Raw genomic sequence first — 24716 nt, 5'->3', positions numbered from 1 at the left:
AACCGCGCCGAACGCAAACCCTGACATTGAGGGCCTCTCGCTCAGGCCCGCGTCAGACTCCGCGGAGGGCGAGGATCACGATCTCGTCCCACACCTGCCCGGCCGAGAACGCGTGCCGGTCGGCCTCCACCGCCTTGACCACCGTGGCCGGTGCCTGACCCGCGCACCTGCCCAGCACGTCGGCCAGCCGCTCCTCCCCGTACGGCTCGCCCCGGTCGTTCCTGGACGAGATCAGCCCCTCCGAATAGAGGACCAGGGTCTCGCCCACGCCGACGGTGAGCTCCTCCACGCTCGTCTCGGCCACGGGGGAGATGCCCAGCGGCACCCCGCCGCCCGCCGCGAACCGCACGCTCCCGTCGGGCTGCACCAGCGCCGCCGGATGGTGGCCCGCCGACGACAGGCGGATCGTGCGGCCCTCGACGAAACCCGCGGCGGCCATCACGAACATGCCGGTGCCCTGCCTGACCAGCGCCTCGTTCACCTTGCCCACGACCACGTCGGGATCGCTCTCCCACGTCGACAGCACCCGCAGCCCGCCCCGGACCATCGCGCTGACCGACGCCGCCTCCTCACCCTTCCCGGCCGCCCCGCCCAGGGCGAAGCCCCAGCCGCCGGACACGGGGAACACGTCGTAGAACTCGGCCCCCACCGAGGCGCCGGGATGGTAGATCGCGCTCGCCTCGTAGCCGGGCACGTCCGGCAGCTTGCGCGGCGCGACGCTGGCCGACAGCGCGTCGGCCGCCCGCGACCGGCTCTGGAAGCTGCTCTGCGCCCGTACGGCGAGCCCGAGCTGTAGCCCGACCTCCTGCATGACGGCCAGGTCGGCCAGCGTGAACGGCGGCCGGTCGTGCTCCCTGACCAGCGTCAGCGCCCCGTCGCCCGAACCGATCGGCACGCACAGCAGCGAGCCGGCGCCCATCGCCGTCAGCAGCGGCCCGTCGGCGCAGAACCCCAGCAGCGTCTCGTCGTCGACCATCTCGTGCACACTGCCGGTGCCGCGGTCCAGGATCTGCGTCACCACCTGGCTCATGGCCGGCGAGGCCTTCTCGACCTGGCGCACCAGGCCGCCCAGCGGGTGGTCCTTGGGCGCCACCACGACCTGCCGCCGGGGCAGTCCGTCGCGCACCATGTCGGCGATCACCCAGTCGGCCCAGTCGGCCGCCAGCAGCCGCGCGGCCCTCGGCAGCGCCACCGGCTGGCGCAGCGCCTCCTCGTCGAGCAGCAGCGCCCCCATGCGGGCCAGCAGGTCCTGCCGCCGGGCGGCGGCCATGAGCAGTGCGCCGTCCGACTGCTCCGGCCGCTCCGCGCGCGGCCCCGGCAACTGCACCTCGGTCGGCAGCGCGACGGCCGCCACCATCTGCTGCGGCTCGCCCGGCATCGTCAGCCTGGTCAGCGCGAGCTGCACGGTGTGGCTGCGGCCCTGGTGCGCCAGCCGCGTCTCGAACGCCGCCGGCTGCCCGGTCTGCAGCACCGACGTCAGATGCGAACGGAACGCCGCCCGCCGCGACACGTCCACCAGCAGCGGGAACGACCGGCCCACCAGGTAGCCGTCGGGACTGCCCAGCACCCGTGACGTCTCCGGGTTGATGCGCCTGACGACGCCGCCGCCGTCGAGCACGATCACCGGCACCGGGAAGGCCCGGAACACCTGCCGCAGCAGCTTGAGCTCGCGCTGCGGGCCGTCCTTGCGGCCGTTCTGCCGTCGCGCTGACTTGTCGAGCTCCACGCGGGCCTCGGCCAGCAGCTCGGCAGCCGTGTCCAGCTCCGCGAGCGCGGCGTCGAGCGTGGGCGCGAGTTCGGACGGGTAAGCCGTCCTCGCCTCACGCAGTGAGGAGACGCGCGCGCTCAGCGCGTCCAGAGCGTGTTCGAGGTCCGGCACTGTCATGCTCCGACGCTACGCCACATGGGATAATGCTAGCCATAAGGGGTAGGGGCTTGTGACTATGGAATCCACCGCGATGATCACGTCTGCGCTGGCCCGTGACCTGGCAGGACTCGGCCGGCTCGGCACCGACACCTCCACCGAGAGCGTGTTGCGCGGGCTCACCACGGCCCTGGCGGCCGGCGTGCCCGGCTGCTCCGGAGGCTCCGCCGAGCACTGGCGCGACCACCGGGTGCTGGTGTCGGGCTCGCACAGCGAGCTGATCATGCTGGTGGAGGCCGAGCGGAGCCTCGGCGAGGGGCCCTCCACCGAGGCGCGCAACACCGGAGGCCGCGTCGTCGTCAGCGACGTCCTCGCCGACGGCCGCTGGCCGGGCTACGCCGCGCTCGCCACCCGCTGGGGGGTGCGCTCGGTGCTCGCCCTGCCCATCACGGTGGCGCCCGCGCTGCTCGTCGTCGGCCTCTACTCCGTACGGCCCGGCGCGTTCTCCCCCCTCGGCGCCCACACGCTGGCCGAGATGCTGACCGAGCAGGTCGGCGTGGCCATGGCCAACATGTGGGACTTCGAGGAGGTGCGCACCGACGCCGCGCAGCTCCAGGAGGCCCTGGCCGGCCGGGCCGTCATCGACCAGGCCAAGGGCATCATCATGCAGACGAGCGGCTGCACGGCCGAGGCCGCCTTCGAGGAGCTGCGCCGGATCTCCCAGCACCATCAGGTCAAGGTGGCCGACCTGGCACGGCTGCTGGTCGACGAGCACCAGCGCAAGACCCGCCGCCGCCCCTGACAGCGAGGTCAGCCGATGGCGGCCAGGGCGTCGTCGAGCGTGTCGTACAGCGGCAGCCGCTGCGCCAGCCCGGTGATCCACATCACCTTGGACTTGGAGTACTCGACGCCGACCAGTGCGAACTTCGACCCCGACGTCAGGCTGGTCTGCCAGTGATGCACGATCAGCCCCAGCGCCCGCGAGTCCATGAAGGTCACGCCCGCCAGGTCGAGGATCAGCCCCGGCCCGGCCAGGGACAGGTAGTCGGCGAACTGCTCGCGCGTCGTGGCGTCGAGCACGCCGTCGACCTTGACGACGGTTATCTCGCCCGCTGTCGACGAGGTCAGGCTCAGGGCGGCGGCCGAGCTCTCACCGTTCTCCGGCATTGTCACGGGGCAACCCTACTGTTACCGCGGTGGGGGTGAATACATCCCGCGGAACGGGGGATACTGGTGGCGAAGTCCAGCAGAGGGCTTCCGTCTCGTACTTGACGCGAGGTGTGCCTCTGCCTGGGCTTTTTTCGATTCGGCGGAGGCCGCCCCTGCGACCCATAGAGGAGCAGCGATGGCTCTGCAGGAATACGTTCTCGAGGAGATGACCGCCGAAGAGCTCCTGGCCGAGATGGTCAGGGAGGGCACCCCCGAGAGCGTGAGAGAACGGCTGCGCGAGCGCATCGTCGAGATGCACCGGCCGCTCGCCATGGAGATCGCCCGGCGCTACCGCTACCGCGGCGAGCCGCTGGAGGACCTCCTGCAGGCGGCGTACGTCGGCCTGATGAAGGCCGTCAACGGCTTCGACCCGACGCTCGGTCACGCGTTCCGCGGCTACGCCGTCGTCACGATGACCGGCGAGGTCAAGCGCCACTTCCGCGACCGGACCTGGGCCATCCGGGTGCCGCGGCTCTACCAGGAGCGCCGCTCCGAGCTCAACCGGCTCGTCGCCGACCTCAGCCAGACCCTCGGCCGTTCCCCGACCGTCGCGGAGCTGGCCGCCAAGATGAACATCTCCGAGGAGGACGTCCTCCTCACCCTCGACGCCTCGGCCGCCTACAGCACGCTGTCGCTCGACGCGCCCCTCGGCGCCGACGACGACGCCGCGTCGCTGGGGGACGTGATCCCCGAGGACGACGACACTCTGAGTACGATGGTGGACCGCGAAGCCGTCAAGCCGCTGATCGACGCGCTGCCGTCGCGCGAGAAGCACATCCTGCTGCTGCGGTTCTTCGGCAACATGACACAGGCCGAGATCGCGGCGGAGTTCGGCATTTCGCAGATGCACGTGTCGAGGATTCTGCGTAAAGTCCTCGACCAGCTCCGCACGGAGCTGCTCGTCGGCTGAGAGGGCGGATAGCCGGGTGAACGGGGACCACCATCCTCAGGAAGCGGGTGCCACCAGCCCGCCACTCGGCACGCCCGTGAAGACGCTCCGATTCCGGCTGCCGGACCTGCCCCAGGTCCGGCAGTTCGTCGAGGAGGGGGCGCGCGGGGCCGGGATGCCGGAGGAGGCCATCGCCGACTTCGTCATCGCGGTCAACGAGGTGGCCACCAACGCCGTCACCCACGGCACCACCGACGGTCAGGTGCGCCTGTGGCCCGACGGTGACGAGATCGTGGTCGAGGTGCACGACAACGGCATCTGGAAGCCGGGGCCCATGCCGGGCTCCGTGGGCGGGATGGGGCTGTGGGTGGCCCGCATGCTCGCCCTGGACCTGAGCCTGCGGGTCGGCGACCACGGCAGCACGGTCGTCATGCGCTTCCAGGGCAAGGGCTGAGCCGCCTTCTTTCCCCGCGGCAGACGGACTTTCCCCATGGACGACGCCCGGCGGCTGCGCGACGAGTCGCACAGCCGCCGGGCCTGTCTGCTTTCGCCGGGTAGGGGGCTATCGCCGGGTACGGGTGCGCCAGCCCCCACCGCCGCGGACGCCGGCCGTACCGACGCCGCCCTGGTGCAGCGCGAGGAGCGTCAGACCGAGCAGCATGAACGTCGTGCCGCTGATCCCGGGGGCGATCCGCGCGCCCAGGAGGTCGAGCAGGAACCCTAAGCCGAAGATGATCGCTGCGACGATCGCGAGCATGGCACCTCACCTCACCGTGTGGTCGTCGTGGTCGTGTTGTTCGGGTACGTCCCTGCGCTCAGGCCGGCGCCCGCCCCGCTGCCCGTCCCGGCGTTCGTGCCCACGCTCGTGCCCGAGCTCGACACCGCGAGCAGCCGCTCCAGCACGCCCCGGTACTCCCGCAGGGCCTGGCGGAGCTGCTCGGTGTCGGTCTCGCCGGCGCCCTGCCACCGGCCGCGCAGCTCGCTGGTGCGCCGGGTCAGCGCGCTCGTGAGCGACTCCACGACCTCGCCGACCAGCCCGTCGGCCCGCTTGACCGCGTCGCCCGGATCGTCCACGAACCCGGCCTGCAGGTCACGCCAGCGGGCCTGCACGTCCGCGGGGTCCCGATCGAACAGCGCCGTCTCCTGGGGCGCGGCGTGCGCGGGCATGCCGTCGGCCACACCGGTCTCCTCCCCGCGCGCCATCGGCCCCGGCCCGGCCGCCGCCGCGGGCACGTCCTCGGGCGGCGCCGTGTAGGGGTCCTTGTAGTCCTTGGCGTGAATGTCCTCGGAGTGGATGTGCTCGGCGTGAGTGTCCTCGGTGCGGGAGTCCTTGACGTGGGTGTTCTCGAGATGGGGGTTCTCGGGGTGGGGGTCCTCGACGTGGGGGTTACGCCCGTGCTCGTCCTCGGCCCGTGACCCGTCGTGCCCGCCCGCCCTCTCGCGCACGTCGCCGGCCCCTGAGGCGACCCGTACGTCGTCGTGACCGGCGGAACCGTGCACCGGGGCGTCGTCCCTGGCCACGACGACCCGCAGGTCGTCCTCACCCGAGCCGCCGGACCGCTCGGCCCGCTGCTTCTGCGACGGCACTTTCAGCTCATCGGCCATCTCGGATCACCGTCCTCGTGTCGTCTCTTCCAGCAGTTCCTCGAACAGCGCGCGGTAGTGCACCATCGCCTGCCGGAGATCCTCCGTGGAGGACTCCTTCCGTGCCGCGCGCCCGCTGATCTCATGCGCCTTGCGGTAGTGGTCCAGCGTGGCCGCGTGCCCCACGGACAGGTAGGCCAGCCGCTCCTCGAAGCCCTCCGTCGGATATCCGCGCTCGGCCATCACCGCGGCGACGAGCTGGTCCGCCTCCGTCACCGCGAACATCGGCGCGTCCACGAAGCGCTCCTGCACGTCCCGCCACCGCTTGGCGTAGGTGTCACGCGCCTCCGGCGCCAGCGGCCGGATGTCCAGCTCCGCGTGCCGCTGCTCCCGGGCCAGCAGTTCCTCTTCCGCATCCCGCCTGTTGTCGTGCTCGGCCACCAGGCGTTCGTACTCGGGGCCGAAACGTGCGCGGAGGCGGCTGCGGCGCTGCTGATGCTGGAGCACCACGTACCCGACTGCGACGACCGCCACCACCGCGACCACGACGACAGCCACCCAGATGAAGGTGGTCATGATGTTCGCCTCCGGTCTCTGTGTAGAGACCAGCGACTGCCCCCGAACGCGCTGTCGAAACGCGCCCCTCAGCGCCCTTCCAGTGCCTCCCGCGCCGCCGCGAGCACCGCGGCGACATGTGAGCCCCCTGGTGCCGCAGGGACCTCCCCGAACCCCTCGGCCGGGTCGTAGGCCACGTCCAGCCCCTCGTCGACGAGCCGCTGCGCCCACCGCAACGCGGTGTTCAGCCGCTCGGACGCGGGCGGCCGGCCCTGCGCGGCGGCCGACAGGTTGCGCAGGTTCGTCGCCGGCCCCGACTGCGTGTGCGCCCGTGCCACCTTCCACGGCACCGCCCGGCTGTGGTCCAGCATCGGCTTGGCCAGCCCGGCGGCCCGCTTGGCCTGCAGCACCCCGGACTCGCTCACCCCGAAGTGCGCGGCCAGCTCCTGCACGCTCAACCCCTCACCCACGAGCCTCGCCAGCTCGCCCCGGTCGATCGTCGGCCTCCGCCCCACCGGCCCACCTCCGCTCCCGCCCACGATGTACGCGCGCCCCTTCGATGTGCGCTAAGGTTATGACGTCCCGCCCCGCAGGGGGCGGCCACAAGACCGGGACGTAGCGCAGCTTGGTAGCGCACTTGACTGGGGGTCAAGGGGTCGCAGGTTCAAATCCTGTCGTCCCGACCGGTTGGAAGGACTGAAAGTCCAGGTCAGGGCCTTGTCTCACTTTGGTGAGGCAGGGCCTTTGGTCTTTCCTAAGGCCGTCCGTCTCACAATTTCTCACATACGCCTTTTGATCATGTCTAGCTCAGCAACTCGGCGAGCTTGTCCGAGCCGGCGCGAAGGCTCTCGGGATCGGGATGGACGTACACCCGCTTCGTGAACGACAGGTCGCTGTGACCCGCCCATGCCGACACCACTGTGTCCGGGACGCCGTTGTTCGCCATCCACGACAGGCAGGCATGCCGCGCGTCATACAGCCGAACTCGTCGGACGCCCGCGGCCTCCATGAGCTTGTACGCCTCACGCCGCAGCTTGTCCGTCTTCCACGGCCGGCCCAACTCGTCCACGAGGACGTACCCGGAGTTCTCGTAGCCATCGCCGGCGGCCAGCTTCTCCGCGGCCTGCAACGCCTTGAAGGCGCGTAACGCTCGAGCGACCGGTGCCGGTGCTGGGAGGATCCTCTCGCCGGCGTCCGACTTGGCGCCCTTCTCCACCACCTTGTTGCGTTCGCCCTGCTTCAGCTTGGCGTCGTAGACGATCGTCCGGGTGTTGCCAATGGCGATGGTGCCCGCGCCGTCGAGGTCCACGTCGTCATCCCACCGGAGCCCGCACACCTCAGCGGGCCGGTTGGCGATCAATGCGAGGAGCATCACCGCGAACAGGCGATGCCCCTTGATGGCCTCGATGAACGCCTTCACCTCAGGCTCGGCCCACGGCTTGCTCTTGGCCTTGGCCGCCTTATTCTTCGCCTCGCGAGAGATGGTGACGTGCTCGGCGACGTTGCGCGTTACAAGGTTGCGGCGCACTGCGAGGTTCAGCGCCGAGCGCAGGCGCCCCAGTGTGAGCCTGACCGTACGAAGGCCAAGACCGGTTCCCGCCTGGCCGCCGCGGCGCCGGCCCTCCGTGAGCATCCAGTCAATGAGGCTCTCTATGTCGTCCTCGGTGAGCTCCTGGAGCCTCTTGTGGCCGAGTCGGACGCGGACGGGCTTGATGGCGCTCTCATAGTTCGATGCCGTGCCCTCCTCGACGTCGCGTGTCGCCGCCTTGACCCAGATGTCCAGCAGTTCGTTCACGGTCGTCTTGCTCGGCGCGACCAGACTGCCAGTGTTGCGCTGGTGCCTGATGCGGGCCAACTCGGCGACAGCTTCTTTCTTTGTGTCCTTCGTGATGGTGAGCTGCTTGCGCTTGCCGTTCTCGTCGCGGCCGATGTCGACCACGAACCGATATCGCTTGGTGCCGTCCTTCAGCGTGACGGTCTTGATGGGGTCTTTGGCCACATCACGCTCCTCCCTACCTTGATGACTTGCCGCGCTTCGCTGGCGGCAGGAACCCGCGAAGTCGCGCTTCGCGGATCCATGTGTGGACTGTCGGCAGCTTGGCGCCCGCGTCTGCTGCCATGGCCGCGGCCGGGTGAGGTACGCCGCGGGCCCACGTCAGGTAGTGCCGTGCGACGAGCCGCGAGAACTCTTCGGGGCTCATGTCGGGTGTGCGCTGAAGCGGCGGTAGCTTGTCGACCTCTTCCCGCACCGTGTCATGGCTGATGTTGATCGAGTTCTCAAGTGCGACCACGGGCACTCTGCGGACGATGTCAGTCGTGATCGCGTCCCCGATCAGGACCAATGCCGACAGCACATACCGGCCGCTCTCGTTCTTGGTGTAGCCAGCACCCACGCCGGTCCCCGGCACGCCGCTGCTCTTGTGATGCCAGACGCGCCATTCGTCGCCCCCGAAGTCCTCCTTCAACTTCGCTTCGAGCTCCTGCAGCTCGTAGTCGTCGCCCTTCGGGACGTCCGGGTGCAGGTCAGGATCCACAAGCCAGCGATGCGTCATAGGGGAGACCGTACGGCAGTCCACGAGCGTCCACAAGTTTGCCTCATGTGGCCCATGAGTCTGTCCAGTGAGTTTGACGAGTCACATGTCCATGCGGTGTACTCCCTTAAGTCGGGCCGATAAGGCTGTACAGACTCATTGGAGGTTGGGGTGGACAAGCAGATCAGCGTTCCCACTCTCGAAGAGATCAAGGCATGGCCGGCCACGGTGGATCCGGTCACCGGGGGCAAGCCGTTCGGGATCAGCCGCAGCTACGTGTATGAGCTGATCAAGAGGAACGAGTTCCCCGCGAGAGTCATCACCGTTGGAGGCAAGAAGCGCGTCGTTACCGCGAGCATCCTGGAGACGTTGGGCGGTGCCGCCTGATGCACCCACCCGACAAGCAGAACGGCCCCGGGAGCACCACCTCCCAGGGCCGCAACGAGACCGACGCCCACCAGACGCAAGCTCTCTCGCGTGCCACGGTACAGCCTGAGACCGACAGCCGTCACGCCCTCTCGGCGAACGCCCTCGACCGTGTCCCGGCCGCGTTCGCGTCGGTGTACGCGCCCGCTCCCGGTCGTACTCGCTGGCTTGCCGTTTTCATCTGCCCGCACTGCCGACTCGGGCACGCCGGCTACGCCCGCGAAGCCGAGAAGATCCCCGGCATGCGCCGCTCCCGATGCGGCAAGCGCGTGCGGATCGTCGTCGCCAGGGTGTACCGCGGCCAGCACTCGGAGGTGGCCGCATGACCGGCGACGAGCTGATGTACCGGCTCGGCTTCGCCCAGGGCGAAGAGGTCGGGCGGGGGCGAGCTGAGGCCGAGATGCAGCGCGAGTGGTCGGCCCTCGCCGAGAAGGTGAAGGCCACGGGCCGCGCTCTCACGGCCGCCGAGCTCGCCGAGCGCCGCCGGCCGGGCGGCCCCATCTACGAAGCCCGCATGCGCCGCCACGGCGGACGCGAGTACCGGGGCGGACCCGTCGATTTTTGGACGGGGCAGCCCATCATCCGCGAGGAGAGTGCGTGAAGACCTGCCCCAAGTGCGGCGCGGACATCGTCTCCCGTCAGCACGAAACGGAGGGCTGGGGAAGCTTCGACGCCTGCTCAGGCTGTGGCTCTCGCCCCGACTACTGCAAGTGTGAGCCTCAGGGAAAGCGACAGAACGCCGACTGGTCAGAACCTCGTAACTCTGTGAACAGCGATTCTGACGCTTCTGACGGTTCTGACACCCCTGAGGCTCGCGCCAAGTCGCTTCTCGACGCGGTCAATGTCCGCAACGGCACGTGGTTGTCAGCCCAGTACTTCCCGCCGCTCCGGTATTCCGTGCCCGGCCTGATCCCTGAAGGGCTCACGATCGCCATTGGGCCCCCCAAGGTGGGCAAGAGCTGGTTCTTCGGGAACGTCCTACTCGGCATCGCCAACGGCACATGCGTCCTCGGCAAGCTGCCCATCCCGAAGCCGCGGCACGTCCTCAATCTGGCGCTTGAGGATGGCGACAGACGCATGCAGAGCCGGTGCCGGCTGATCCTCGGCAGTGAGGACGCCGTCATCCCGGACCCGTACCACTACGTCACTCAGGTTCCGCCAAATGCGGTGATCGAGGTCATCGAGGCGTTCCTGTTCATGAATCCTGAGACGTCCCTTGTGGTCCTCGACACGCTCGGCAAGGTGATGCCAGACGCCAGACCCGGCGAATCGGCCTACGCCCGCGACTACCGCATCGGCGGCCGGTTGAAGCGGATCGCTGACGATCATCCCGGCCTGTCCCTGGTAGTCATCCATCACGACCGCAAGGCGACCACAGAGGACTTCGTGGAGGCGGTCAGTGGCACCAATGGCCTCGCCGGATCCGCCGACACGATCATGGTTCTCGGGCGTAAGCGCGGCTCCGAGGAAGGGCTGCTAAAGGTCACCGGCCGGGACGTGCCGGAAGCCGAGTACGCCCTGAAGTTCGACGGTCGCCTGTGGACGCTCGACGGGGCCAACCTGGCGCAGGCCGAAGCCAACGCACAGAAGCGCGAAGAGTCCAGCAACCTCTCGGAGACCTCCGCCGGGATCCTCGACTTCATCCGTAGGAAGCCGGAAGGCGCCACCGCGAAGGAAGTCCGCGAGGAGTTCGGCGCCAACGCAGACAAGTACCTCGAACGGCATTACAAGGCTGGGAAGCTGACACGCCCCAAGCGTGGCCTCTATCTCGTGTCAGAAGCGTCAGAACCGTCAGAAGACCAGCTCAGCATGGGTCCCGAACCTGACACCGACGAAGAATAGGAGGTCCTCGTGACCGATCTCTCCGACAAGTATCTTGAGCACTTCGACGAGGCCGAGCGGTTCCTGGCCGAGGCGGACGGGCAGAGCGCCGAGGCCGGCCGCGAGTGCCTCGCCGCCGCTGGCGTACACGCTGCGCTCGCCCTCGCTGTGGCGGTTGACCGCCTCACCTACGCCATCAGGGAGCGCTCATGACCGCGCGCCATGACGCCACCGCAAAGGGCGTCCGCGATGCCTGGGACTTCTGGCTCAGCCAGCACGACGTCAGCGTCCCCGAAACCATCGAAGCCGCCGTACAGCAGTCGGTCACGTCCTGGCTCAACAGCAACACCGACGATCTGATCGCCGCCATCGCAGCCGCGGTGGCCAAGAAGCACCACCCGTGACCATCAAGGCCGGGCTCACCCGAACTGAGCCCGGCCCTCCAAGGAGGATCCCATGGCCACACCCGCACGGGTCGAGCTGACGCTGTTCTCCGGCCCCGCAGACGCCGAATGCTCGCGCTGCCGCGACATGTACGAGATCAAGGCGTTCGCCGTGTTCGTCGACGGCGACCAATGGACCTGCCCACCCTGCGCAGACCGCGAAGCCCGCGGCATAGAGCAGATCATCAAGGGCCTCGACCTCGTACACGAAGCCCTCCTCCTCGACGTGTTCACGCGCCCCATAACCGGCGCCGACGCCCGCGCCATCACCTGGGCCATCCGCGCACTCGCCGACCTCGTCGACGACGTCATGGCCGACCGCGTCGAGGTACGGCTCGGCGTCCACATCCAGGAAGGCGTCATCCCCGAGGAGAAGGGCGAGTACATCGGCGTCCTCATCAACCACGAGATCACCGCGATCGGAGGTATCCGATGACACGTCAGACGGGAACCATCAGAACCACACCCCACCTTCGAGAGGAACCAACATGACTTTCGGTGCATGGCTCGCTGGCCAGGCCCACCGCAACGACCCCATCGGCGACCTCGCCCGCGACTACCTCGCAGCATGCGGATGCGGAGAGGGTTCATGCAGCCGCAACCGACCGCGATCCGTGGACGGCGTGCGCCGCGACCTCGACAACCACAGCGCGATCGCCGCGGCATACGCCGCCCTCGACCGAGCCGCCGCCGAGTGGCGTTCCGCCTCGTAGACATGCCGTACGTCGTCCGCCGCCAAGCGATTAGAAGGCTGGTGCGTACCCATGGAACCGCACCATGACAGACGACCTATCGAGATGACTCCATGACAGACAGCCTGCCCCGACCCGCCGAGCACTACGTCTACGGCGCCACCGGCCCCGTCGTCGTCGTGCCCGGCAGGGTCGCGGCCTGGCTCGAACGTCACGCCCAACTCGGCCGGCTCCGCATCGAACGCCGCGGCCAAGACCCCGAAGTCGACGCCGTCCTCGCCGCCCTCCGCCAAGCAGCCGCCGCATGGCGAAGTTCCGCGACCGGAACTCCCAATACGAACCAGCCGGAACCCGTGCCACTCTCCCCGCAGATGGGAACCAGCAGCGCCGCCGACCTGCTCGGCATCACCGACAGGGCAGTCCTCAAAGCCATACACGAAGGACGCCTACCCGCCGAACGGGTCGCCGGCCGCTGGCTCATCACACGAGAAGACGTCGAACACTTCCGAGCCGGCCGAGCAGCCTAGGAGACACCGGTGGACGAGCAGCCCGCACCCACAACAGACATGAGCCAGCTCATCCGCGAACTCGCCCACCGCGGCCCCCAGCAGCGCACAGCCATCGCCCACGAGCTGTACCGGCAAGCCCGGCTCACCCCCAAGCACGACAACGCCGAGCCCGCCGACAACAGCGAGGACAACGCCGATGCCTGAGAACAGCCTGCCCTGCCCCGACCTGTTCCACGGCGCCGCCCAAAGCGCCTACACCCTGCCGGACGAGCTGCTCAAGCTACGCGACGTCCACGCCGAAATCCTCGCCGAACCGTGGCCCGTCCCGCCCCGATCCTCCTGGCAACTCACCCAGGAACTCGCCGTCGCCACCGTCGACGCCCTCCACGCAGGGCAGCCGCTCCCCGACCCCGCGCAGATCGAGCAGGCCCGCGCGCAGGAACGCATCCGCGAAGACACCATCGAACTCCTCGGCCTGGCCCAAGAGATCGCCGCCCGCCGCGTCGCCGCCTGCATCCGCGAACACGCCAACCAGATCATCGCCGGCCACCTCGCCCCCGCCCTCGACAAGACATGGGCAGCCATCCGCGAAGCCGTGACCACCCTGCACAAGCACGGCGACACCGAACCCCGTCGCCTCCTCTCGGCGCCCGCCAAGGTCCGCAAAGCCAGCGACGACCTCGACCAGCTCGCCGAGACCTACCTCGCCATCAGGGCCGGCCGCGCCGCCCTGTGGAATCAGGGCATCCGCTGCCCCGAAGACCCCAACAACCGGTACGCCTACCTGCGCAACCACGACGAGCTGCACCCCTCACGCATGGCCATGGCCCGCCCACCCTGGCACGGCCTCAACATCAGGCAGACCCTCATCTACTTCGCCGACCACAACGCCGAAGTGTGGATGCCGACACCCGACGAGCAAGCCCGCGTCGTCGCCGAGGTCATCGCCAACAGGAACACCCCGTACAAGGCGGTCGGGTTCTAGACCATGACCACCAAGACTCAGGCCGGGACAGTCACCACCTCCTGCACCGTCCCGGCCTGCGCACCACCGGGGTGGGGTGCCATCCCAAACGCGGGTCATCCCAGATACCGGGGAGGAGAGCCCTCGCTGTCCGGACCCCTGAGACCTCCCCACGCACGCGCGCGCGAGGAGGTCCCAGATGTCCCCGCGTAAAGCCATGAGCGTCTGTACGGTCCCCGGATGCCCGCGCCTAGTCCGAGGTGGACGCTGCCCCGAACACCAGCGAGCAGCCGACAGAGCGCGCGGCACAGCAGCACAGCGAGGCTACGGAACCAGACACCGCCGCCGCTTCCGCGCCGCCGTACTGGCCAAGCACCCCGTCTGCGTCATATGCCTGGCCGCACCATCGACCGTGGCCGACCACTGGCCCGTCAGCCGCAAAGACCTCGAAGCGCAAGGACTCGACCCCGACGACCCCAGACACGGGCGCGGCCTCTGCAAGCCCTGCCACGACAAGGCAACAGCAGAGCTGCAACCAGGCGGATGGAACACACAGTGACTACACAGCTACCTGGCGCGACCCCCCTAAAGGCACCTGCGCAGGACCGAGGGTGAGGCATTTCCGTGGTGCCGCAGTATGAACGGTTTTCGCGGGATGATCTTGAGAGGGAGCGATGGAGACGAGTAGCAGGCCGGGGCCGCAGGTGCCGGCGTCAGTGGCCGCGTGGGCGCGGCTGGTCGAGGCGGTCAACGCTCTGGACGACCAGGGGTTGGCCGCGGTTCACGGGATGGCGAAGTGGGCGCGGGCGAACCTGCCGGCCGACGTCGCCTGTCTGGTCGAGGTGCTGGACGCGGCGAAGGATCTGAGTGTCGCCGTGGTGGCCGACCGGAAGGGGCTGACGGTGGCGGAGATCGAGGCCGTCATCGCTGAGGCAACGGGGGGTGGCGTGCATGGCTGACCGGAGCGTGAGTATCCGTCTCAGGGCGGACATCGCCGGCTTTGAGGCGGGGATGAGGAAGGCCACGACGGACACGCAGTCCCTCGGCCGGCAGATGACGCAGACGGGCGGCGCGGCGGACGCGATGCGCCGGCGTCTGGAAGCGGCCACCAAAGCGCTGCCGAAAATCAAGATCGATGCGGACAGCGGCCCGGCCGAGATCAAGTTCGCGGAGCTACGGCGCGAGCTGGAGAACCTGTCGAGCAAGCGGATCGGCGTCGACATCGACGGCGCTTCGGCGCTGTCGCAGATGCAGCAGATCGAGCGGGAACTGCAAGAGCTGTCAGACATGGAAGCCGATCCGCTGGTGCGCGCGGACGTCGGGATGGCGTTGCAGCAGCTCCGCCAGGTCGAGATCGAGCTTGAGCGGCTGGACGGGCGTAAGGCGAAGGTGGACGTCGACACGAGCGCGGCCCTGGCGGGGCTGGGCATGCTCGGCGACACTGCGGGCGGCCTGGGCGAGAAGTTCTCGGGCGCGTTCGACGTGATCGGCAAGGCGGGCCCGGCTAACGTCGCGGTGGCGGTTGGCGCGATTCAGGCCCTCCCGGCGGTGGCGAGCGTCGCGGCGTCGGGGATCGTTTTCGCCCTCGGCGGGGCGCTGACGGCGGTGGGCATCACGGCGGCGGCACAGTCGGACAAGGTGCGTCTCGCCTGGTCGGACGCGGTCGGGGCGATCAAGAGAGACCTCGCGGACGCTGCCGAGCCGTTCGAGGACAGCATGGTCCGCGCTGCCGACGTGGCGGGGCGCACGTTCGACCGGCTGAAGCCGACCTTGGCGCGGATCTTTCGCGACCTGGTGCCGGACGTGGACGCCTTCATTGTGGCTGTAGGTGACGGGCTCGCGTCGCTCGGGCCGTCCCTGGAACGGCTGTCGGGCAGCTTCGGCGAGATGCTGCGCGCCCTCGGCGACCAGATGCCCGCCATCATGGCCAATCTGGGGGACACGTTCGAGACGTTCTCGCAGATCCTCGACGAGGACCCGGCGATGCTGGCGAACCTGCTGGAGGACGCCACGAAGCTCCTGAGCATGGGCGCCGAGGTGCTGTCGTGGGCGGATGAGATCAAGGCGGCGCTGATGCTGCCGGTCAACCCGAAGGCTGGCAGCGACCTGGCGTTCGAGTACATGTTCGGCGTCAAGCCTGACGAGTTCTACAGCAACATGCAGGGCGCTCCGCCGATGTTCGCCGCGGTTGACCAGGCGATGGCGGCCGCCGCGGCGGCGTCGAAGTCTCTCGGCGATGGCGCGACGACGGCCGAGGGCGGCATCCGCAACCTGTCGCAGGCGATGGAAGAGTTTTTCGACCCGGCCGCGAAGGCTCTCGACGCCGAGATCAGGCTGAAGCAGGCGATCGAGGACGCGAACCGGGCCGCGAAGGAACAGAAGCTTTCGGAGGTGGAGCGGCTGCAGGGCGTCCGGGACGTCACGATGGCCATCTCCGAGGCGGCCAAGGTCGAGATGGAGCGCACCGGCAGGACCACGGAGGCGACGAGGGCGTTTCAGGACAACATCGGCCGGCTGACGGAGTGGGCGGGCAAGAACGGCGCGGCCCGGGAGACGATCGCCGCGCTGGCCGACTCGCTGGGCATCACGATCGCGAAGACGAAGGACGGCACGGTCGCGATCGATCGTTTTGGCAACGCCGTGAAGATCCTGCCGAACGGCAAGAAGGTCGAGATCGACGCGAACACGGCGAAGGGTAAGGCGGAGCTCGCCGCGTTCCTGCTGCACGTCGCCCGCCAGCGAGGCACTGTCGACGTCCACGTGAGGACGATTTACGACAGCCCGTCCGGGCGGAAGGCGGTCGAGCAGAAGAACCGCGCCATGGGCGGCATCGAACGCTACGCCGCCGGCGGCGTCCGGGCGTCGGCGGGCGGGCGGATGTCGCCGCCGCCGCACATCACCTCCGAGCCGCGCATCCTGTACGGCGAAGGCAGCGGCGACGAGGCGTTCATCCCGTACGACCCCCGGTACCGGGGCCGCGCCATCGAGATCCTGGGCACCGTCGCCAATGAGTTCGGGCTGCAGGTGTTCAACCGGGAGGCCGAAGACAAGGTCGCGACGCTGTCGACCGGCCTGGCCATGTCGACAACGTCCATCACCGGCTCCGTGGACGCGGCCACGCAGGAGCTGCAGAACACCATGGGCGCGGCCGGGTCGCTGACGCAGACGATCGCCGAGGCGGGCGGCCTGGCAGGCGCGATGTCGCAGGCGTGGACGACCGGGTCCGCGGAGATGGGCGCGGCTGCCGCGGCCGGGTCGGAGGTCATGAGCGGCGCTGTGTCGGGCCTGGCCGACGTCGTCGGGATCTCCACTGACCAGATCGTGGTCAGCGTCGACTACCTCGCGGAGGCGGCGGCGTCGGTGGCTGAGGCGATCTCCTCGGCGGAAAGCCGCACCGAGCATCAGAGCGGGAAGCGCAAGGGGTCCAGCTCGGCCAGCAGCTCGAAGCGCAAGCGCGTAGGCAGCACCAAGAAGCCCGGTCTCGGCTCGGCCGGTGCGGTTATCGGGCCCAAGCCGAACGTGAAGAAGCCCGCGGTGAAGACGGTCGATGAGAACTCGATCGCCGGCCACTACGGCGGCAGCTTCATCAGGGGTGACAGCGGTCTGTCGAACACAGCGCGCGTGTCGGCGCCCACCATGGCCCGCTACAGCTCGACGGACGCGGCCAGCGCCGCAGGCGGTGGGGCTGGCATGGGGGAAGTGGTCCGGCAGTTGGCCACGGTGGTCGACCGCATCGACCGGATGGAGAAGCGCACGCCGGTCGTGGTCGAGAACATGCAGGTGCGCGAGCAGGCCGATATCGGCATGGTGTCGGAGCGCCTGTCGTTCAGGTTGAACGCTCGTGGTTGAAAGGTCGGCCCTGCTCAGTCCCTCCACGGCCGAGCAGGGCCGACCAGCTCATGGGGTGCCTACGGGGTGCCGCCGGGCGCGCGCCTGGATTCGTTGGTGCTGTGCAGGGAGAGGTTCTGTAGCGGGCCGAACTGGGCGTTGACCCAGCCGAGGGCGCCGGACGCTTCGCCGTTCAGCAGCTCGATGATGGGCTGCTTGGACTCGCGGTGAACCCTGCCTGTGTCGACCCATACACGGCTGTGCCTGTCTGCCCACACCTGGATGATGCTTGGGCTCATGGCATGTCGCCCGTGGTGAATGGGATCTCACTCTCGGGCCTCCGGTACGCGGCGAGGATGCGCAGCAGCATCCCCTGCTGGACTGCTTCCTGTTCGCTGTGCGCCTCGGCGGTTCGGCCGGTCCCCTTGTGTTGCAGGTGGATGATGCCTGCGGCGTCAACGTGCGTAGAGCACTCGGGGATCTCGGGGGGCGAGTTACGCTCGCTCATGGGTCGGACCTCCACCGTCCGATCGAGGGCCCGTTCCTCGCGTTCGCAGCGCGTGGGCGGGCCCGAACTATGTCCGCACTCAGTCTGCACCCCACTGCTACACACTGCTACTACCTACTTCCTAGTGCAGTGTGCTGCAACCTGCTGGAATGAGTATCACTGCAGGTCAGTAGCGTGCAGTGCATGGAACTTCGCCCGGACGCCTATGTGTGGCGACAGGTTGCGGATGAGCTGATAAGCCGGATCAAGGCAGGCCAGTATCAGCCGGGGATGCCGATCCCTGCTGAGCGTCGTCTTGCCGAAGAGCTGGGCGTGGCGGTCGGCTCGGCGCGGCGAGCGGTTGGCGTGCTGCGCGATGAGGGTTGGGTGACGGTCCTGCCGCAGAAGGGCGTGTACGTCCGGCCGGTCGAGGACTGGCCAACCGACTGAGTTCTTCGCGGCGTCGCGGAGAAGTCGGGCACGTATCCCGGCCACTCAGGTCCTCATGGGACCTCTGTGCGGGGGGCGTGGCACCCGTGTGGGGGCTGGGGGGTGCCACGCGAGGGAGGGTTACAGGTCAGTGGGGGTGCCACGGTCCGTGGCACCCCCTTGTGGCACCCCCGTGGCAGGGGCGTGGCACCCCTACCGTGGCACCGTGGCAGCATGATCAAAAAGGCGGCTGCGCGCATCCCACGCGCAGCCGTGCGAGACCTACGGCAGGCAGTCCGGGTAGGCCATGCTCGGCCGCCTGGTGCACGCCTTGATCTGCGCGCGGGTCGCCTTGCGGACGAACGCCGGCGAGCCGTCACGCGGCCCCACCATCAACTCGGTGTCGCCGCGCCGGCCCATGACGATCCCGGCCTGATCGCCCTTGGCCGCGCGTGGGGCGTCCTCACAGCCGCCCGCGGCGAGGCTGATCGTCGCGCTGAGAGCGGACATCACGAGAAGCAGCTTCATGGTCGTCTCCTCAGACCTCGGGCCGTTCGGGCATGAGGTAGCGCTGCGCGTCCTCGTCGTATCCGCCGAGCACGTTCGCCTCGACGAGCTTCTTGAGGGTCTTCTGCACCCACGCGCGGGACATGTCCGTGCTCTCCCACAGCGGCTTGAGGTCGCCGCTGGAGAAGTCGCGGGCGCCGCCGTCCCACATGTCTTGCAGGTGCTTGATGAGTGCCGCTCCGCGTTCCTCGGCGGTCATCCGCTGCGCCGGCGGCGCGAACCGCATCGGCGGGTCACCCTCGTCCAAGTCGGGGATCTCGTCGTCGAGGCCGCCCCGCACCTCCGGGTCCGGGTCGTCGGTCTCCAGGTACTCGCTGGCCACGTTGCGCACCTCCTCGTCGTCGTCCTCGGCGTCGGCCTCCAGGAGCCCGGCCGGCGCCGTGGCGGCCTGGCCGCCGTCGTGCAGCCTCGACAGCGCCGCGGTGGTGACGTCGACCGGCTTGGCAGCGGCCGGCCACTGGGCGGCGTGGGCGCGCATCTGCGTGTTGGCCAACTCGTCGTCCACGTGCCCCTCCTCGGTGAGGCCCCACGCGTAGGTGCGTAGCGGCATCGCGATCCGCGTGTCCTCGATGCTGGGGGCGTCGAGGTAGGCCATGCCGGGCTGCTTGTTGCTCCACAGCTCGGGGCGGGCGTTGGCGTCCTGCTGCGCCTCTGAGAGGCCGAACGACGCGTCATGGGCCGACTCGACGCCGAAGCACATCTTGGCGAGCTGGCCGCGCGCCAGGGTCGGCATCTGCGAGTAGTCGGCCCGCTGCAGGCTCATGACGATCGTCCCGCCGGCGGACCGGATCGCCTTCAGCATCGACAGGAACGCGTCCTGCTCCTTGTCGCTGAGGCAGTCGAAGATGTCCGGGAACTCCTCCAACCAGACGATCCAGTACGTCAGGCCGCATCCGCGCTTCCACTTCTGCAGTTGCTTGGACGCCAGGTAGTTGGTGCGCTCCTTGACCTGCTCTTGCAGCTCGCGCAGCATCGCCTTGACGCCGGCCTTGGTCGTCTCGAACCGGTGCAGCGCCTCACGCATCGGGCCGAGCGTCTGCTCTCCCTTGGTGATGTCGCCGGCGAACACCGCCACGTCGTAGCGGGTGACGACCTCGGCGAGGATGTTCCACGCTCCGCCGATGCTCTTGCCGCTACCGGTCTGCCCCATGATCTGCAGGTGGTGGCCGACCACGCAGTATTCGACCTCATCGAGGTCCTGCCAGAGGGCGATGTTGAGCGGGTCGGCGATCGACAGGCCCGGCCGCGAGGGGGAGTTCCGCGGGATCGGCTTCTTCATCACCCGCGGATCGGAGATGACGACCTTCGCCTTGCTGGCGTCGTCCGGGTCTATCGCGGTGTTGATGCTGCCGGGCGGCAGGCCGATACCCGACTCGACGTAGCCGACCTTCCGCGTCAGGTCCTCGGCCACCTGGCGGCCCTGCTCCAACTGCACGTCACCCTCGACCTTGTGCGCGGTCGCCTTGACGGTGCGCGCCTCGACGGCGGGCATCCCTGCCCGCTCGGCGCCCTGACCGAACAGGAGCGCGAGCGGGTCGGCGATGGCACCAGGCTGGTCGAGCCCTTTCATCCTGATGACGGTTCGGATGTTCCAGGTCAGGGCGACGGTGACGCCGCCGATGAGGATCAGCCGTCCGGTGACGACCGTGGTGGGCCCGTTGACGGTCGCCGCGCACACCCACAGGCCGGCGAGCAGCGTCGTCAGCGTGGTGTGGGTCTTGCCCCACACGCCGCGGGCGTGCGACTGGCCGAACGTCACCGCGGTCAGCACCAGCACCGCGGCGGACATCAGGAACATCGTCCACGCGACCACGTCCGGGTCGTCGGAGTCGAGGATGAAGTGGAAGGCGCACCCGATGCCGAACACCAGCACGTACGCCACCCAGGGGCTCGTCAGCGTGACGAGCTTGGACACCTCCTTGGCCGCGACCTTCGACAGGCTCGACTCGGTCTCGACGGACACCAGGTCCTTCGTGCGCCCGGCCATCACACGTCATCCCAGTTGAACGTCTTCTGCCGCTTCTCAGGCTTGGCCTGCGGGAGCACGTCAACGAACTCTTTCCTGAATTGTGCGTGGAACTTAACCAGCTCCACGCCGGCGCCCCTCTGCAGCTCGGCGGCCCGCTGGAGCCGCTTCACCACGCGGCGGGCCCGCAGCCGAACGTCCGGGGCGCCCAGCAGGGCGAGCACCGGGTGACCCTTGAACGAGCGGATCAGCACCGCGTACAGCTCCTCCGAACCGAGAGCGAACTCCTCACCGAGGTCCCGACACAACGCCCTCCCGAACCGGGCGTAGTCAGTGATGGAGCGCGGCCCCTCCCACGGGATCGCCGACAGCTCCGGGATCCGGCCGTGGCCCTTCTGCTCAGTCACCGGTCTCCTCCTCCCAGGTCTCACGGATGACGTCGGCAACGCGGCGCGTGCTGTACGAGACGCGCGGCAGGCCGAGCAGCGCGGTCACCAGAGCGTCGACAGCGCCGCCCAGGAGCGCCAGGACGTGGCCGAGCCAGGTGACAGCGGTGATGACGGCGGCCACGACGGTGGCCAGGACACGGCGGACGGCCCGCCTGTTGCGCGCTGTGGTGATCACGTAGGCGGTCCTCATGACGACGCCCCCGAGGTGGCGAGCCGGTCGAGGTACACGCGTACCTCGCGGGCCCGGTCCGTACCTACGCCGAGCCGCGCCTTGATCTCCCGGACCGGCGGCGTCTGCCCGCCGCGCAGCGTCTCGGCGAACTCCTCGACGGCCTTCTGCACGATCGGCGGGTGCTCGAGTACGGCCGTACCGGCGTGTACCTGACCCTCAGTTCCAGCGGGCTCGACGGGCTCGCTCGTGTTCGACTTCCCGGCATCGGGAACTGGCGCGACCTGCACAGGTACAGGCGGGTACACAGCAGGTACGGCGAAAGGGAAGCGAAGGGGAGCGGCGATCTCCGTCGCCGTGGATCGCTCGCTTTCCACAATTGTGGAACTGGTCGCGGGGGAGTAGCCGACTCTCTCGACCTCAACTGTGGGGCTCTCGCCCACGGTTGCAGGTACGCCAGGTACAGCCGCGGGTACATCGGGTACGGTCTCGACCTCATCCCGCGCGGCGATGCTCAACAGGTGCGCCAGACCGCCGAGCGCGACCGGGGGGACGATGCTCACCGCGACCACCAGCAGCCAGGCCGACGAGCCGAGCACGATCACGCCGGCCTCGATGAGATGGAACACCGCGTTCGCGACCACCGACACCGCCACCGCGGCCAGAGCGTGACCGAACGCGTGCCGGCGCACCTCCGCTGAGTACGCCCGCTTGTTCGTCGCGATCCGGGTAGCGCCGATGCCGTACGCGTCCACCGTGAGCGGCAGAAGCCACGACAGCCGCAGCTCGACGCCGAACACGTCGACGCCGGCCTTCCATCCGGCCAGCACGCCGAGGCCGGCCTGAGCGGTGAATGAGGCGATGACCGTGGACGCGGCCACGAGCACCACGGAGACGATGAGAACCCAGTCGCGTTTCACTGGGTCACCTCCAGCAGTTGCGCGGCCTCGAACAGCAGGTGCCCGAACTCCTTGGCGCCGCGGCGGTCGAACTCCCGCAGGATGTAGCCGACGACGCCGGCGGCCTCCTGCGACATCTCCACGCGGCTGATCTCGCCGTCCCGGTCGGTGAACAGCACCAAGACGACGCCCCGGCCGTCGAACTGCTGGACGTTCACCTCGACGAGACAGTCGGAGTCGTCCAGGTGCTCGACGAGGTCGAGGTTCGCGAAGTGGGGCCTGCCCGGCTCCTGGTGCGGCTCAGCGCACCAGGAGGGGCAACCCGCGGTGCGGGGGAAGCTCACGAGGACGCCCCCCGTCCCTCGAACGCCTCGACCAGCGCCACCAGCGCCAGCGCCGTGTCAGCGTGCGCGAGGTGCCGCTTCTGCTCGTCGGCAGGCAGGGCGAAGCCGTACCGCTCAAGCACTTCTTGGACGTCGAGCAGCAGCCCGAGCGTGACCTTGCCCGCCATCACGCGGACACCTCGCCCGGCAGCGGGTGGCAGTTCGCACACGTGGCGTCGGGGCATCCGCCGTTCGGGTCGAACGGCAGCACGACCGGCGTCCACGTCCCGCGCGCCTGGCGGACGAGGTCGAGGATCGTCGTGGCGATCTCCTCGGCCTCGGCGAGCGTCGCCCAGACGTGCGTGTCGTCGCCGGTGCCGATGATGACGCGCGCCTCCCGCTCGCGGTACCGCTTGTCGAGGGCAATCTGCGCCTCGACCGGCTCCCAGCGGTCGTGTCCGGACACGGTCGATTCCATCGTGACCAGCTCCACGATGTGCGTGGGTCCGAAGTGGGCGCGGTCGTCGGGGTGGGTGCCGTCCTCGCGGTCGATGCTGCCGACGCACCAGTCGGGGCACGGGTCGTCGGCCAGCCACCGGGCGGGCTGAGCCGTACCGGACTGGCGGGCGTGGGCCGCGTTCTCGTGGGCGCGCATCTCCGCCTGGTAGGTGCGCTCGTAGTCCTCAACGGCCCGGCGGCCGGCTTCCAGGGCGCGCTCACGGACGGTGGGCGGGATCTCGGGCGTAGAGTTGCCCATTAGGTCTCTCCTCTGTGTACGCAGGGACGGGACTCAGGGCCTGGTCGGTGTTGGAGTCACCGGCTAGGCCCGATTGCTATCTCTGACAGTACACAGCGTCTTTATGTACATCAAGCCCTGATGTTAAGATTCTCGGCATGGACACCGAGAAGACAGAGCATCCGATCGCCGAAGCTCGCGCCAACCTCTCCGAACTGCTGGCCGCCGCACGTCTCCTGCGGCGCGTCTACTTCCTTACGAGCAGGGGCAAGCCTCAAGCTGCCATCGTGCCGGCGGAGTTGGGTGACGCCGTAGTTGCTGCCGGGGGAGTGGACGCGGCTGTCGAGTTGCTGAATAGGGCCGCTAAGAAGTGACGTCTCACACCTGTCTCACAGACGAGACGGACCCTTGTGGACGCTGGTGGAGAGAATAGGCCCAAACCTGGACAGATGGACACGATGAACCCCAGAGGATTGGACTCATTGTTCTGGGGGTCAAGGGGTCGCAGGTTCAAATCCTGTCGTCCCGACAGGTCGAAAGGTCTGTTGGTCGGGTTGAAAGCCCAGATCAACAGACCTTTTTGTATGTGTGCCCGCTACGGGCGATGAGCTAGACGACCCGCAGACGGGGACCATCTGGGGACCGGCGGGCCGCGAGATGAGCACTCAGCGCCTCCCCGGCATCGGCGATGGAACGGGCGTCCGGATGGAGATACCGCTGTGTGGTGGTCAGCGAGCCATGACCAGCGATCTTGCGTAGGACATGGACGGGGACGCCGGCATCGGCCATCCAGGTCAGCCCGGTGTGCCGCAGGTCATGGCGGCGCAGATGCTCGTAACCGAGGCTCGTCACCACCTCGTCCCAGTGCGTGGCGTCCCGGAGAACCGCGGTGGTGATGCGTCCACCGCGGGGACCGGTGAACAGGCGCGCGCCCGGGTTCGAGCGCACCGCGTCCAGCCGTCGAGCGACCAGCTCGCGGACCTCCGCGATTAACGGCACGGTACGCGCTCGCTTGCCTTTCGTGCCCTTGTCGACGACGCCACCGGGGCCGGGGGTGGTCTGTCGGCGTACCGTCCAGGTCCACGCGTCACGATCGATGTCGCCGGCACGTACCCCGGAGACCTCACCGATTCGGGCAGCTGTACAGGCCGCGAAGATGATCACCTCGCCCCAGCCCACGTACTTGTCGGCCGAGCGCTCCACCAACGCGGCGGCGAGCCGCGTGAGGGTATCCCAGTCCGGCAGCGCCAGCGAGCGAGGGTTATCAAGCTCGTCCTCGGCGCGCTGGTACTCCCGCTGCCACCCGGTCACGCGGGGGCCCCAATGCCGTTTAGATAGCAATTGATCATGGTCTTTGCTGTGCGGCCGATGGTGTG

General features: G+C 68.8%; 37 protein-coding genes and 1 tRNA gene. 19 read left to right on the top strand and 19 right to left on the bottom strand.

The window, feature by feature from the left end; translation table 11 throughout:
- Positions 1-52: 52 nt before the first annotated feature.
- Positions 53-1885, bottom strand: a complete 1833-nt coding sequence (locus FHU36_RS01520; protein ID WP_221495730.1) for a SpoIIE family protein phosphatase — start codon at positions 1883-1885, stop codon at positions 53-55.
- 73 nt (positions 1886-1958) lie between these two features.
- On the opposite strand from FHU36_RS01520, the gene FHU36_RS01515 reads away from it, so the two are divergent.
- Entirely contained in the window at positions 1959-2666 is a 708-nt protein-coding gene (locus tag FHU36_RS01515) for a GAF and ANTAR domain-containing protein (RefSeq protein ID WP_246501911.1), read from the top strand.
- Between the two features lie 8 nt (positions 2667-2674).
- On the opposite strand, the gene FHU36_RS01510 is transcribed toward FHU36_RS01515, so the two are convergent.
- Positions 2675-3031, bottom strand: a complete 357-nt coding sequence (locus FHU36_RS01510) for an STAS domain-containing protein (protein ID WP_101782871.1) — start codon at positions 3029-3031, stop codon at positions 2675-2677.
- Positions 3032-3209: 178 nt separating this feature from the next.
- On the opposite strand from FHU36_RS01510, the gene FHU36_RS01505 reads away from it, so the two are divergent.
- A complete protein-coding gene (locus tag FHU36_RS01505) occupies positions 3210-3983 on the top strand; it encodes a SigB/SigF/SigG family RNA polymerase sigma factor (protein WP_185082016.1) in 774 nt (257 codons plus the stop codon).
- 76 nt (positions 3984-4059) lie between these two features.
- Positions 4060-4416, top strand: coding sequence for an ATP-binding protein (locus tag FHU36_RS01500; RefSeq protein ID WP_312891386.1), 357 nt, complete (start codon positions 4060-4062; stop codon positions 4414-4416).
- A gap of 108 nt (positions 4417-4524) precedes the next feature.
- Here FHU36_RS01500 and FHU36_RS01495 read toward each other — a convergent pair whose 3' ends face one another.
- The 4 genes from FHU36_RS01495 to FHU36_RS01480 all read right to left on the bottom strand — a co-directional run bounded on the left by FHU36_RS01495 (position 4525) and on the right by FHU36_RS01480 (position 6616).
- The gene (locus FHU36_RS01495; RefSeq protein WP_185082014.1) at positions 4525-4719 is read right to left on the bottom strand and encodes a hypothetical protein; all 195 of its coding nucleotides are present in this window, start codon (positions 4717-4719) and stop codon (positions 4525-4527) included.
- 11 nt (positions 4720-4730) lie between these two features.
- On the bottom strand, positions 4731-5567 hold the full coding sequence (locus FHU36_RS01490) for a hypothetical protein (RefSeq protein ID WP_185082013.1): 837 nt from the start codon (positions 5565-5567) through the stop codon (positions 4731-4733).
- Between the two features lie 6 nt (positions 5568-5573).
- Positions 5574-6122: a hypothetical protein gene (locus FHU36_RS01485; RefSeq protein ID WP_185082012.1), complete on the bottom strand. Its 549-nt coding sequence runs from the start codon at positions 6120-6122 to the stop codon at positions 5574-5576.
- A 68-nt stretch (positions 6123-6190) separates the two neighbouring features.
- Positions 6191-6616 carry a hypothetical protein gene (locus FHU36_RS01480; protein ID WP_185082011.1) on the bottom strand — a complete coding sequence of 142 codons (426 nt, stop codon included), beginning with the start codon at positions 6614-6616 and terminating at the stop codon, positions 6191-6193.
- A 94-nt stretch (positions 6617-6710) separates the two neighbouring features.
- On the opposite strand from FHU36_RS01480, the gene FHU36_RS01475 reads away from it, so the two are divergent.
- A tRNA-Pro gene (locus tag FHU36_RS01475) sits at positions 6711-6784 on the top strand.
- A 119-nt stretch (positions 6785-6903) separates the two neighbouring features.
- On the opposite strand, the gene FHU36_RS01470 is transcribed toward FHU36_RS01475, so the two are convergent.
- Both FHU36_RS01470 and FHU36_RS01465 read right to left on the bottom strand, forming a co-directional pair.
- Positions 6904-8100 carry a site-specific integrase gene (locus FHU36_RS01470; protein WP_185082010.1) on the bottom strand — a complete coding sequence of 399 codons (1197 nt, stop codon included), beginning with the start codon at positions 8098-8100 and terminating at the stop codon, positions 6904-6906.
- Positions 8101-8113: 13 nt separating this feature from the next.
- On the bottom strand, positions 8114-8653 hold the full coding sequence (locus FHU36_RS01465; protein WP_185082009.1) for a hypothetical protein: 540 nt from the start codon (positions 8651-8653) through the stop codon (positions 8114-8116).
- Between the two features lie 150 nt (positions 8654-8803).
- Here FHU36_RS01465 and FHU36_RS01460 point away from each other — a divergent pair, with 150 nt between their 5' ends.
- The 13 genes from FHU36_RS01460 to FHU36_RS01400 all read left to right on the top strand — a co-directional run bounded on the left by FHU36_RS01460 (position 8804) and on the right by FHU36_RS01400 (position 17336).
- Positions 8804-9019: an AlpA family phage regulatory protein gene (locus FHU36_RS01460; RefSeq protein ID WP_221495729.1), complete on the top strand. Its 216-nt coding sequence runs from the start codon at positions 8804-8806 to the stop codon at positions 9017-9019.
- The gene (locus tag FHU36_RS01455) at positions 9019-9384 is read left to right on the top strand and encodes a hypothetical protein (protein ID WP_185082008.1); all 366 of its coding nucleotides are present in this window, start codon (positions 9019-9021) and stop codon (positions 9382-9384) included. Before FHU36_RS01460 ends, FHU36_RS01455 begins: the two co-directional genes overlap by 1 nt.
- On the top strand, positions 9381-9659 hold the full coding sequence (locus tag FHU36_RS01450; RefSeq protein ID WP_185082007.1) for a hypothetical protein: 279 nt from the start codon (positions 9381-9383) through the stop codon (positions 9657-9659). Before FHU36_RS01455 ends, FHU36_RS01450 begins: the two co-directional genes overlap by 4 nt.
- Complete coding sequence (locus tag FHU36_RS01445; RefSeq protein ID WP_185082006.1) at positions 9656-10900, top strand: AAA family ATPase; 1245 nt, start codon at positions 9656-9658, stop codon at positions 10898-10900. The genes FHU36_RS01450 and FHU36_RS01445 overlap by 4 nt, the downstream gene beginning before the upstream one ends.
- A 9-nt stretch (positions 10901-10909) precedes the next feature.
- On the top strand, positions 10910-11092 hold the full coding sequence (locus FHU36_RS01440) for a hypothetical protein (protein ID WP_185082005.1): 183 nt from the start codon (positions 10910-10912) through the stop codon (positions 11090-11092).
- The gene (locus tag FHU36_RS01435; RefSeq protein ID WP_185082004.1) at positions 11089-11283 is read left to right on the top strand and encodes a hypothetical protein; all 195 of its coding nucleotides are present in this window, start codon (positions 11089-11091) and stop codon (positions 11281-11283) included. Before FHU36_RS01440 ends, FHU36_RS01435 begins: the two co-directional genes overlap by 4 nt.
- Before the next feature lie 52 nt (positions 11284-11335).
- Positions 11336-11758 (top strand): hypothetical protein, encoded by a 423-nt coding sequence (locus tag FHU36_RS01430; protein ID WP_185082003.1) that lies wholly within the window; start codon positions 11336-11338, stop codon positions 11756-11758.
- Positions 11759-11810: 52 nt separating this feature from the next.
- Positions 11811-12035, top strand: coding sequence for a hypothetical protein (locus FHU36_RS01425; protein WP_185082002.1), 225 nt, complete (start codon positions 11811-11813; stop codon positions 12033-12035).
- Positions 12036-12127: 92 nt separating this feature from the next.
- A complete protein-coding gene (locus tag FHU36_RS01420) occupies positions 12128-12541 on the top strand; it encodes a helix-turn-helix domain-containing protein (RefSeq protein WP_185082001.1) in 414 nt (137 codons plus the stop codon).
- 9 nt (positions 12542-12550) lie between these two features.
- Positions 12551-12727 carry a hypothetical protein gene (locus tag FHU36_RS01415; protein WP_185082000.1) on the top strand — a complete coding sequence of 59 codons (177 nt, stop codon included), beginning with the start codon at positions 12551-12553 and terminating at the stop codon, positions 12725-12727.
- Positions 12720-13508: a hypothetical protein gene (locus FHU36_RS01410; RefSeq protein ID WP_185081999.1), complete on the top strand. Its 789-nt coding sequence runs from the start codon at positions 12720-12722 to the stop codon at positions 13506-13508. The genes FHU36_RS01415 and FHU36_RS01410 overlap by 8 nt, the downstream gene beginning before the upstream one ends.
- A gap of 695 nt (positions 13509-14203) precedes the next feature.
- Positions 14204-14446, top strand: coding sequence for a hypothetical protein (locus FHU36_RS01405; protein WP_185081998.1), 243 nt, complete (start codon positions 14204-14206; stop codon positions 14444-14446).
- Positions 14439-17336, top strand: coding sequence for a hypothetical protein (locus FHU36_RS01400; RefSeq protein WP_185081997.1), 2898 nt, complete (start codon positions 14439-14441; stop codon positions 17334-17336). Before FHU36_RS01405 ends, FHU36_RS01400 begins: the two co-directional genes overlap by 8 nt.
- Positions 17337-17395: 59 nt before the next feature.
- Here FHU36_RS01400 and FHU36_RS01395 read toward each other — a convergent pair whose 3' ends face one another.
- The gene (locus FHU36_RS01395) at positions 17396-17614 is read right to left on the bottom strand and encodes a hypothetical protein (RefSeq protein ID WP_185081996.1); all 219 of its coding nucleotides are present in this window, start codon (positions 17612-17614) and stop codon (positions 17396-17398) included.
- A complete protein-coding gene (locus tag FHU36_RS01390) occupies positions 17611-17823 on the bottom strand; it encodes a hypothetical protein (RefSeq protein WP_185081995.1) in 213 nt (70 codons plus the stop codon). The genes FHU36_RS01395 and FHU36_RS01390 overlap by 4 nt, the downstream gene beginning before the upstream one ends.
- Before the next feature lie 183 nt (positions 17824-18006).
- On the opposite strand from FHU36_RS01390, the gene FHU36_RS01385 reads away from it, so the two are divergent.
- Entirely contained in the window at positions 18007-18252 is a 246-nt protein-coding gene (locus tag FHU36_RS01385) for a winged helix-turn-helix domain-containing protein (RefSeq protein ID WP_185081994.1), read from the top strand.
- A 261-nt stretch (positions 18253-18513) separates the two neighbouring features.
- On the opposite strand, the gene FHU36_RS01380 is transcribed toward FHU36_RS01385, so the two are convergent.
- Genes FHU36_RS01380 through FHU36_RS01345 form a run of 8 tightly spaced genes read right to left on the bottom strand, consistent with a single transcriptional unit; the run spans position 18514 to position 23361 of the window.
- A complete protein-coding gene (locus FHU36_RS01380) occupies positions 18514-18759 on the bottom strand; it encodes a hypothetical protein (RefSeq protein ID WP_185081993.1) in 246 nt (81 codons plus the stop codon).
- A 10-nt stretch (positions 18760-18769) separates the two neighbouring features.
- Complete coding sequence (locus FHU36_RS01375) at positions 18770-20785, bottom strand: hypothetical protein (protein ID WP_185081992.1); 2016 nt, start codon at positions 20783-20785, stop codon at positions 18770-18772.
- Positions 20785-21171 (bottom strand): TraA-like protein, encoded by a 387-nt coding sequence (locus FHU36_RS01370; protein ID WP_185081991.1) that lies wholly within the window; start codon positions 21169-21171, stop codon positions 20785-20787. The genes FHU36_RS01375 and FHU36_RS01370 overlap by 1 nt, the downstream gene beginning before the upstream one ends.
- Entirely contained in the window at positions 21164-21388 is a 225-nt protein-coding gene (locus FHU36_RS01365) for a hypothetical protein (RefSeq protein WP_185081990.1), read from the bottom strand. Before FHU36_RS01365 ends, FHU36_RS01370 begins: the two co-directional genes overlap by 8 nt.
- 11 nt (positions 21389-21399) lie before the next feature.
- Complete coding sequence (locus tag FHU36_RS01360; RefSeq protein WP_185081989.1) at positions 21400-22302, bottom strand: hypothetical protein; 903 nt, start codon at positions 22300-22302, stop codon at positions 21400-21402.
- Positions 22299-22625 carry a hypothetical protein gene (locus FHU36_RS01355; RefSeq protein WP_185081988.1) on the bottom strand — a complete coding sequence of 109 codons (327 nt, stop codon included), beginning with the start codon at positions 22623-22625 and terminating at the stop codon, positions 22299-22301. The genes FHU36_RS01360 and FHU36_RS01355 overlap by 4 nt, the downstream gene beginning before the upstream one ends.
- A complete protein-coding gene (locus tag FHU36_RS01350) occupies positions 22622-22792 on the bottom strand; it encodes a hypothetical protein (RefSeq protein WP_185081987.1) in 171 nt (56 codons plus the stop codon). The genes FHU36_RS01355 and FHU36_RS01350 overlap by 4 nt, the downstream gene beginning before the upstream one ends.
- The gene (locus FHU36_RS01345; protein ID WP_185081986.1) at positions 22792-23361 is read right to left on the bottom strand and encodes a DUF6907 domain-containing protein; all 570 of its coding nucleotides are present in this window, start codon (positions 23359-23361) and stop codon (positions 22792-22794) included. The genes FHU36_RS01350 and FHU36_RS01345 overlap by 1 nt, the downstream gene beginning before the upstream one ends.
- Before the next feature lie 137 nt (positions 23362-23498).
- On the opposite strand from FHU36_RS01345, the gene FHU36_RS01340 reads away from it, so the two are divergent.
- Positions 23499-23714, top strand: coding sequence for a type II toxin-antitoxin system prevent-host-death family antitoxin (locus FHU36_RS01340; protein WP_185081985.1), 216 nt, complete (start codon positions 23499-23501; stop codon positions 23712-23714).
- 235 nt (positions 23715-23949) lie between these two features.
- Here the strand turns inward: FHU36_RS01340 and FHU36_RS01335 are convergent, their stop codons facing one another.
- Positions 23950-24651, bottom strand: coding sequence for a tyrosine-type recombinase/integrase (locus tag FHU36_RS01335; protein ID WP_221495728.1), 702 nt, complete (start codon positions 24649-24651; stop codon positions 23950-23952).
- Positions 24652-24716: the final 65 nt, after the last annotated feature.

Origin of the sequence: Nonomuraea muscovyensis, assembly GCF_014207745.1 — a bacterium.
GTDB classification, from domain to species: Bacteria; Actinomycetota; Actinomycetes; order Streptosporangiales; family Streptosporangiaceae; genus Nonomuraea; species Nonomuraea muscovyensis.
This window is presented reverse-complemented; position numbering and strand designations above follow the sequence as displayed.

What these genes read in the sequence shown, in the direction of transcription:
- FHU36_RS01520 (WP_221495730.1), bottom strand. Translation starts at nt 1,885, where the DNA reads ATGACAGTGCCGGACCTCGAACACGCTCTGGACGCGCTGAGCGCGCGC.
- FHU36_RS01515 (WP_246501911.1), top strand. Translation starts at nt 1,959, where the DNA reads ATGATCACGTCTGCGCTGGCCCGTGACCTGGCAGGACTCGGCCGGCTC.
- FHU36_RS01510 (WP_101782871.1), bottom strand. Translation starts at nt 3,031, where the DNA reads ATGCCGGAGAACGGTGAGAGCTCGGCCGCCGCCCTGAGCCTGACCTCG.
- FHU36_RS01505 (WP_185082016.1), top strand. Translation starts at nt 3,210, where the DNA reads ATGGCTCTGCAGGAATACGTTCTCGAGGAGATGACCGCCGAAGAGCTC.
- FHU36_RS01495 (WP_185082014.1), bottom strand. Translation starts at nt 4,719, where the DNA reads ATGCTCGCGATCGTCGCAGCGATCATCTTCGGCTTAGGGTTCCTGCTC.
- FHU36_RS01490 (WP_185082013.1), bottom strand. Translation starts at nt 5,567, where the DNA reads ATGGCCGATGAGCTGAAAGTGCCGTCGCAGAAGCAGCGGGCCGAGCGG.
- FHU36_RS01485 (WP_185082012.1), bottom strand. Translation starts at nt 6,122, where the DNA reads ATGACCACCTTCATCTGGGTGGCTGTCGTCGTGGTCGCGGTGGTGGCG.
- FHU36_RS01465 (WP_185082009.1), bottom strand. Translation starts at nt 8,653, where the DNA reads ATGACGCATCGCTGGCTTGTGGATCCTGACCTGCACCCGGACGTCCCG.
- FHU36_RS01455 (WP_185082008.1), top strand. Translation starts at nt 9,019, where the DNA reads ATGCACCCACCCGACAAGCAGAACGGCCCCGGGAGCACCACCTCCCAG.
- FHU36_RS01450 (WP_185082007.1), top strand. Translation starts at nt 9,381, where the DNA reads ATGACCGGCGACGAGCTGATGTACCGGCTCGGCTTCGCCCAGGGCGAA.
- FHU36_RS01435 (WP_185082004.1), top strand. Translation starts at nt 11,089, where the DNA reads ATGACCGCGCGCCATGACGCCACCGCAAAGGGCGTCCGCGATGCCTGG.
- FHU36_RS01430 (WP_185082003.1), top strand. Translation starts at nt 11,336, where the DNA reads ATGGCCACACCCGCACGGGTCGAGCTGACGCTGTTCTCCGGCCCCGCA.
- FHU36_RS01425 (WP_185082002.1), top strand. Translation starts at nt 11,811, where the DNA reads ATGACTTTCGGTGCATGGCTCGCTGGCCAGGCCCACCGCAACGACCCC.
- FHU36_RS01420 (WP_185082001.1), top strand. Translation starts at nt 12,128, where the DNA reads ATGACAGACAGCCTGCCCCGACCCGCCGAGCACTACGTCTACGGCGCC.
- FHU36_RS01410 (WP_185081999.1), top strand. Translation starts at nt 12,720, where the DNA reads ATGCCTGAGAACAGCCTGCCCTGCCCCGACCTGTTCCACGGCGCCGCC.
- FHU36_RS01400 (WP_185081997.1), top strand. Translation starts at nt 14,439, where the DNA reads ATGGCTGACCGGAGCGTGAGTATCCGTCTCAGGGCGGACATCGCCGGC.
- FHU36_RS01395 (WP_185081996.1), bottom strand. Translation starts at nt 17,614, where the DNA reads ATGAGCCCAAGCATCATCCAGGTGTGGGCAGACAGGCACAGCCGTGTA.
- FHU36_RS01390 (WP_185081995.1), bottom strand. Translation starts at nt 17,823, where the DNA reads ATGAGCGAGCGTAACTCGCCCCCCGAGATCCCCGAGTGCTCTACGCAC.
- FHU36_RS01385 (WP_185081994.1), top strand. Translation starts at nt 18,007, where the DNA reads ATGGAACTTCGCCCGGACGCCTATGTGTGGCGACAGGTTGCGGATGAG.
- FHU36_RS01380 (WP_185081993.1), bottom strand. Translation starts at nt 18,759, where the DNA reads ATGAAGCTGCTTCTCGTGATGTCCGCTCTCAGCGCGACGATCAGCCTC.
- FHU36_RS01375 (WP_185081992.1), bottom strand. Translation starts at nt 20,785, where the DNA reads ATGGCCGGGCGCACGAAGGACCTGGTGTCCGTCGAGACCGAGTCGAGC.
- FHU36_RS01350 (WP_185081987.1), bottom strand. Translation starts at nt 22,792, where the DNA reads ATGGCGGGCAAGGTCACGCTCGGGCTGCTGCTCGACGTCCAAGAAGTG.
- FHU36_RS01345 (WP_185081986.1), bottom strand. Translation starts at nt 23,361, where the DNA reads ATGGGCAACTCTACGCCCGAGATCCCGCCCACCGTCCGTGAGCGCGCC.
- FHU36_RS01340 (WP_185081985.1), top strand. Translation starts at nt 23,499, where the DNA reads ATGGACACCGAGAAGACAGAGCATCCGATCGCCGAAGCTCGCGCCAAC.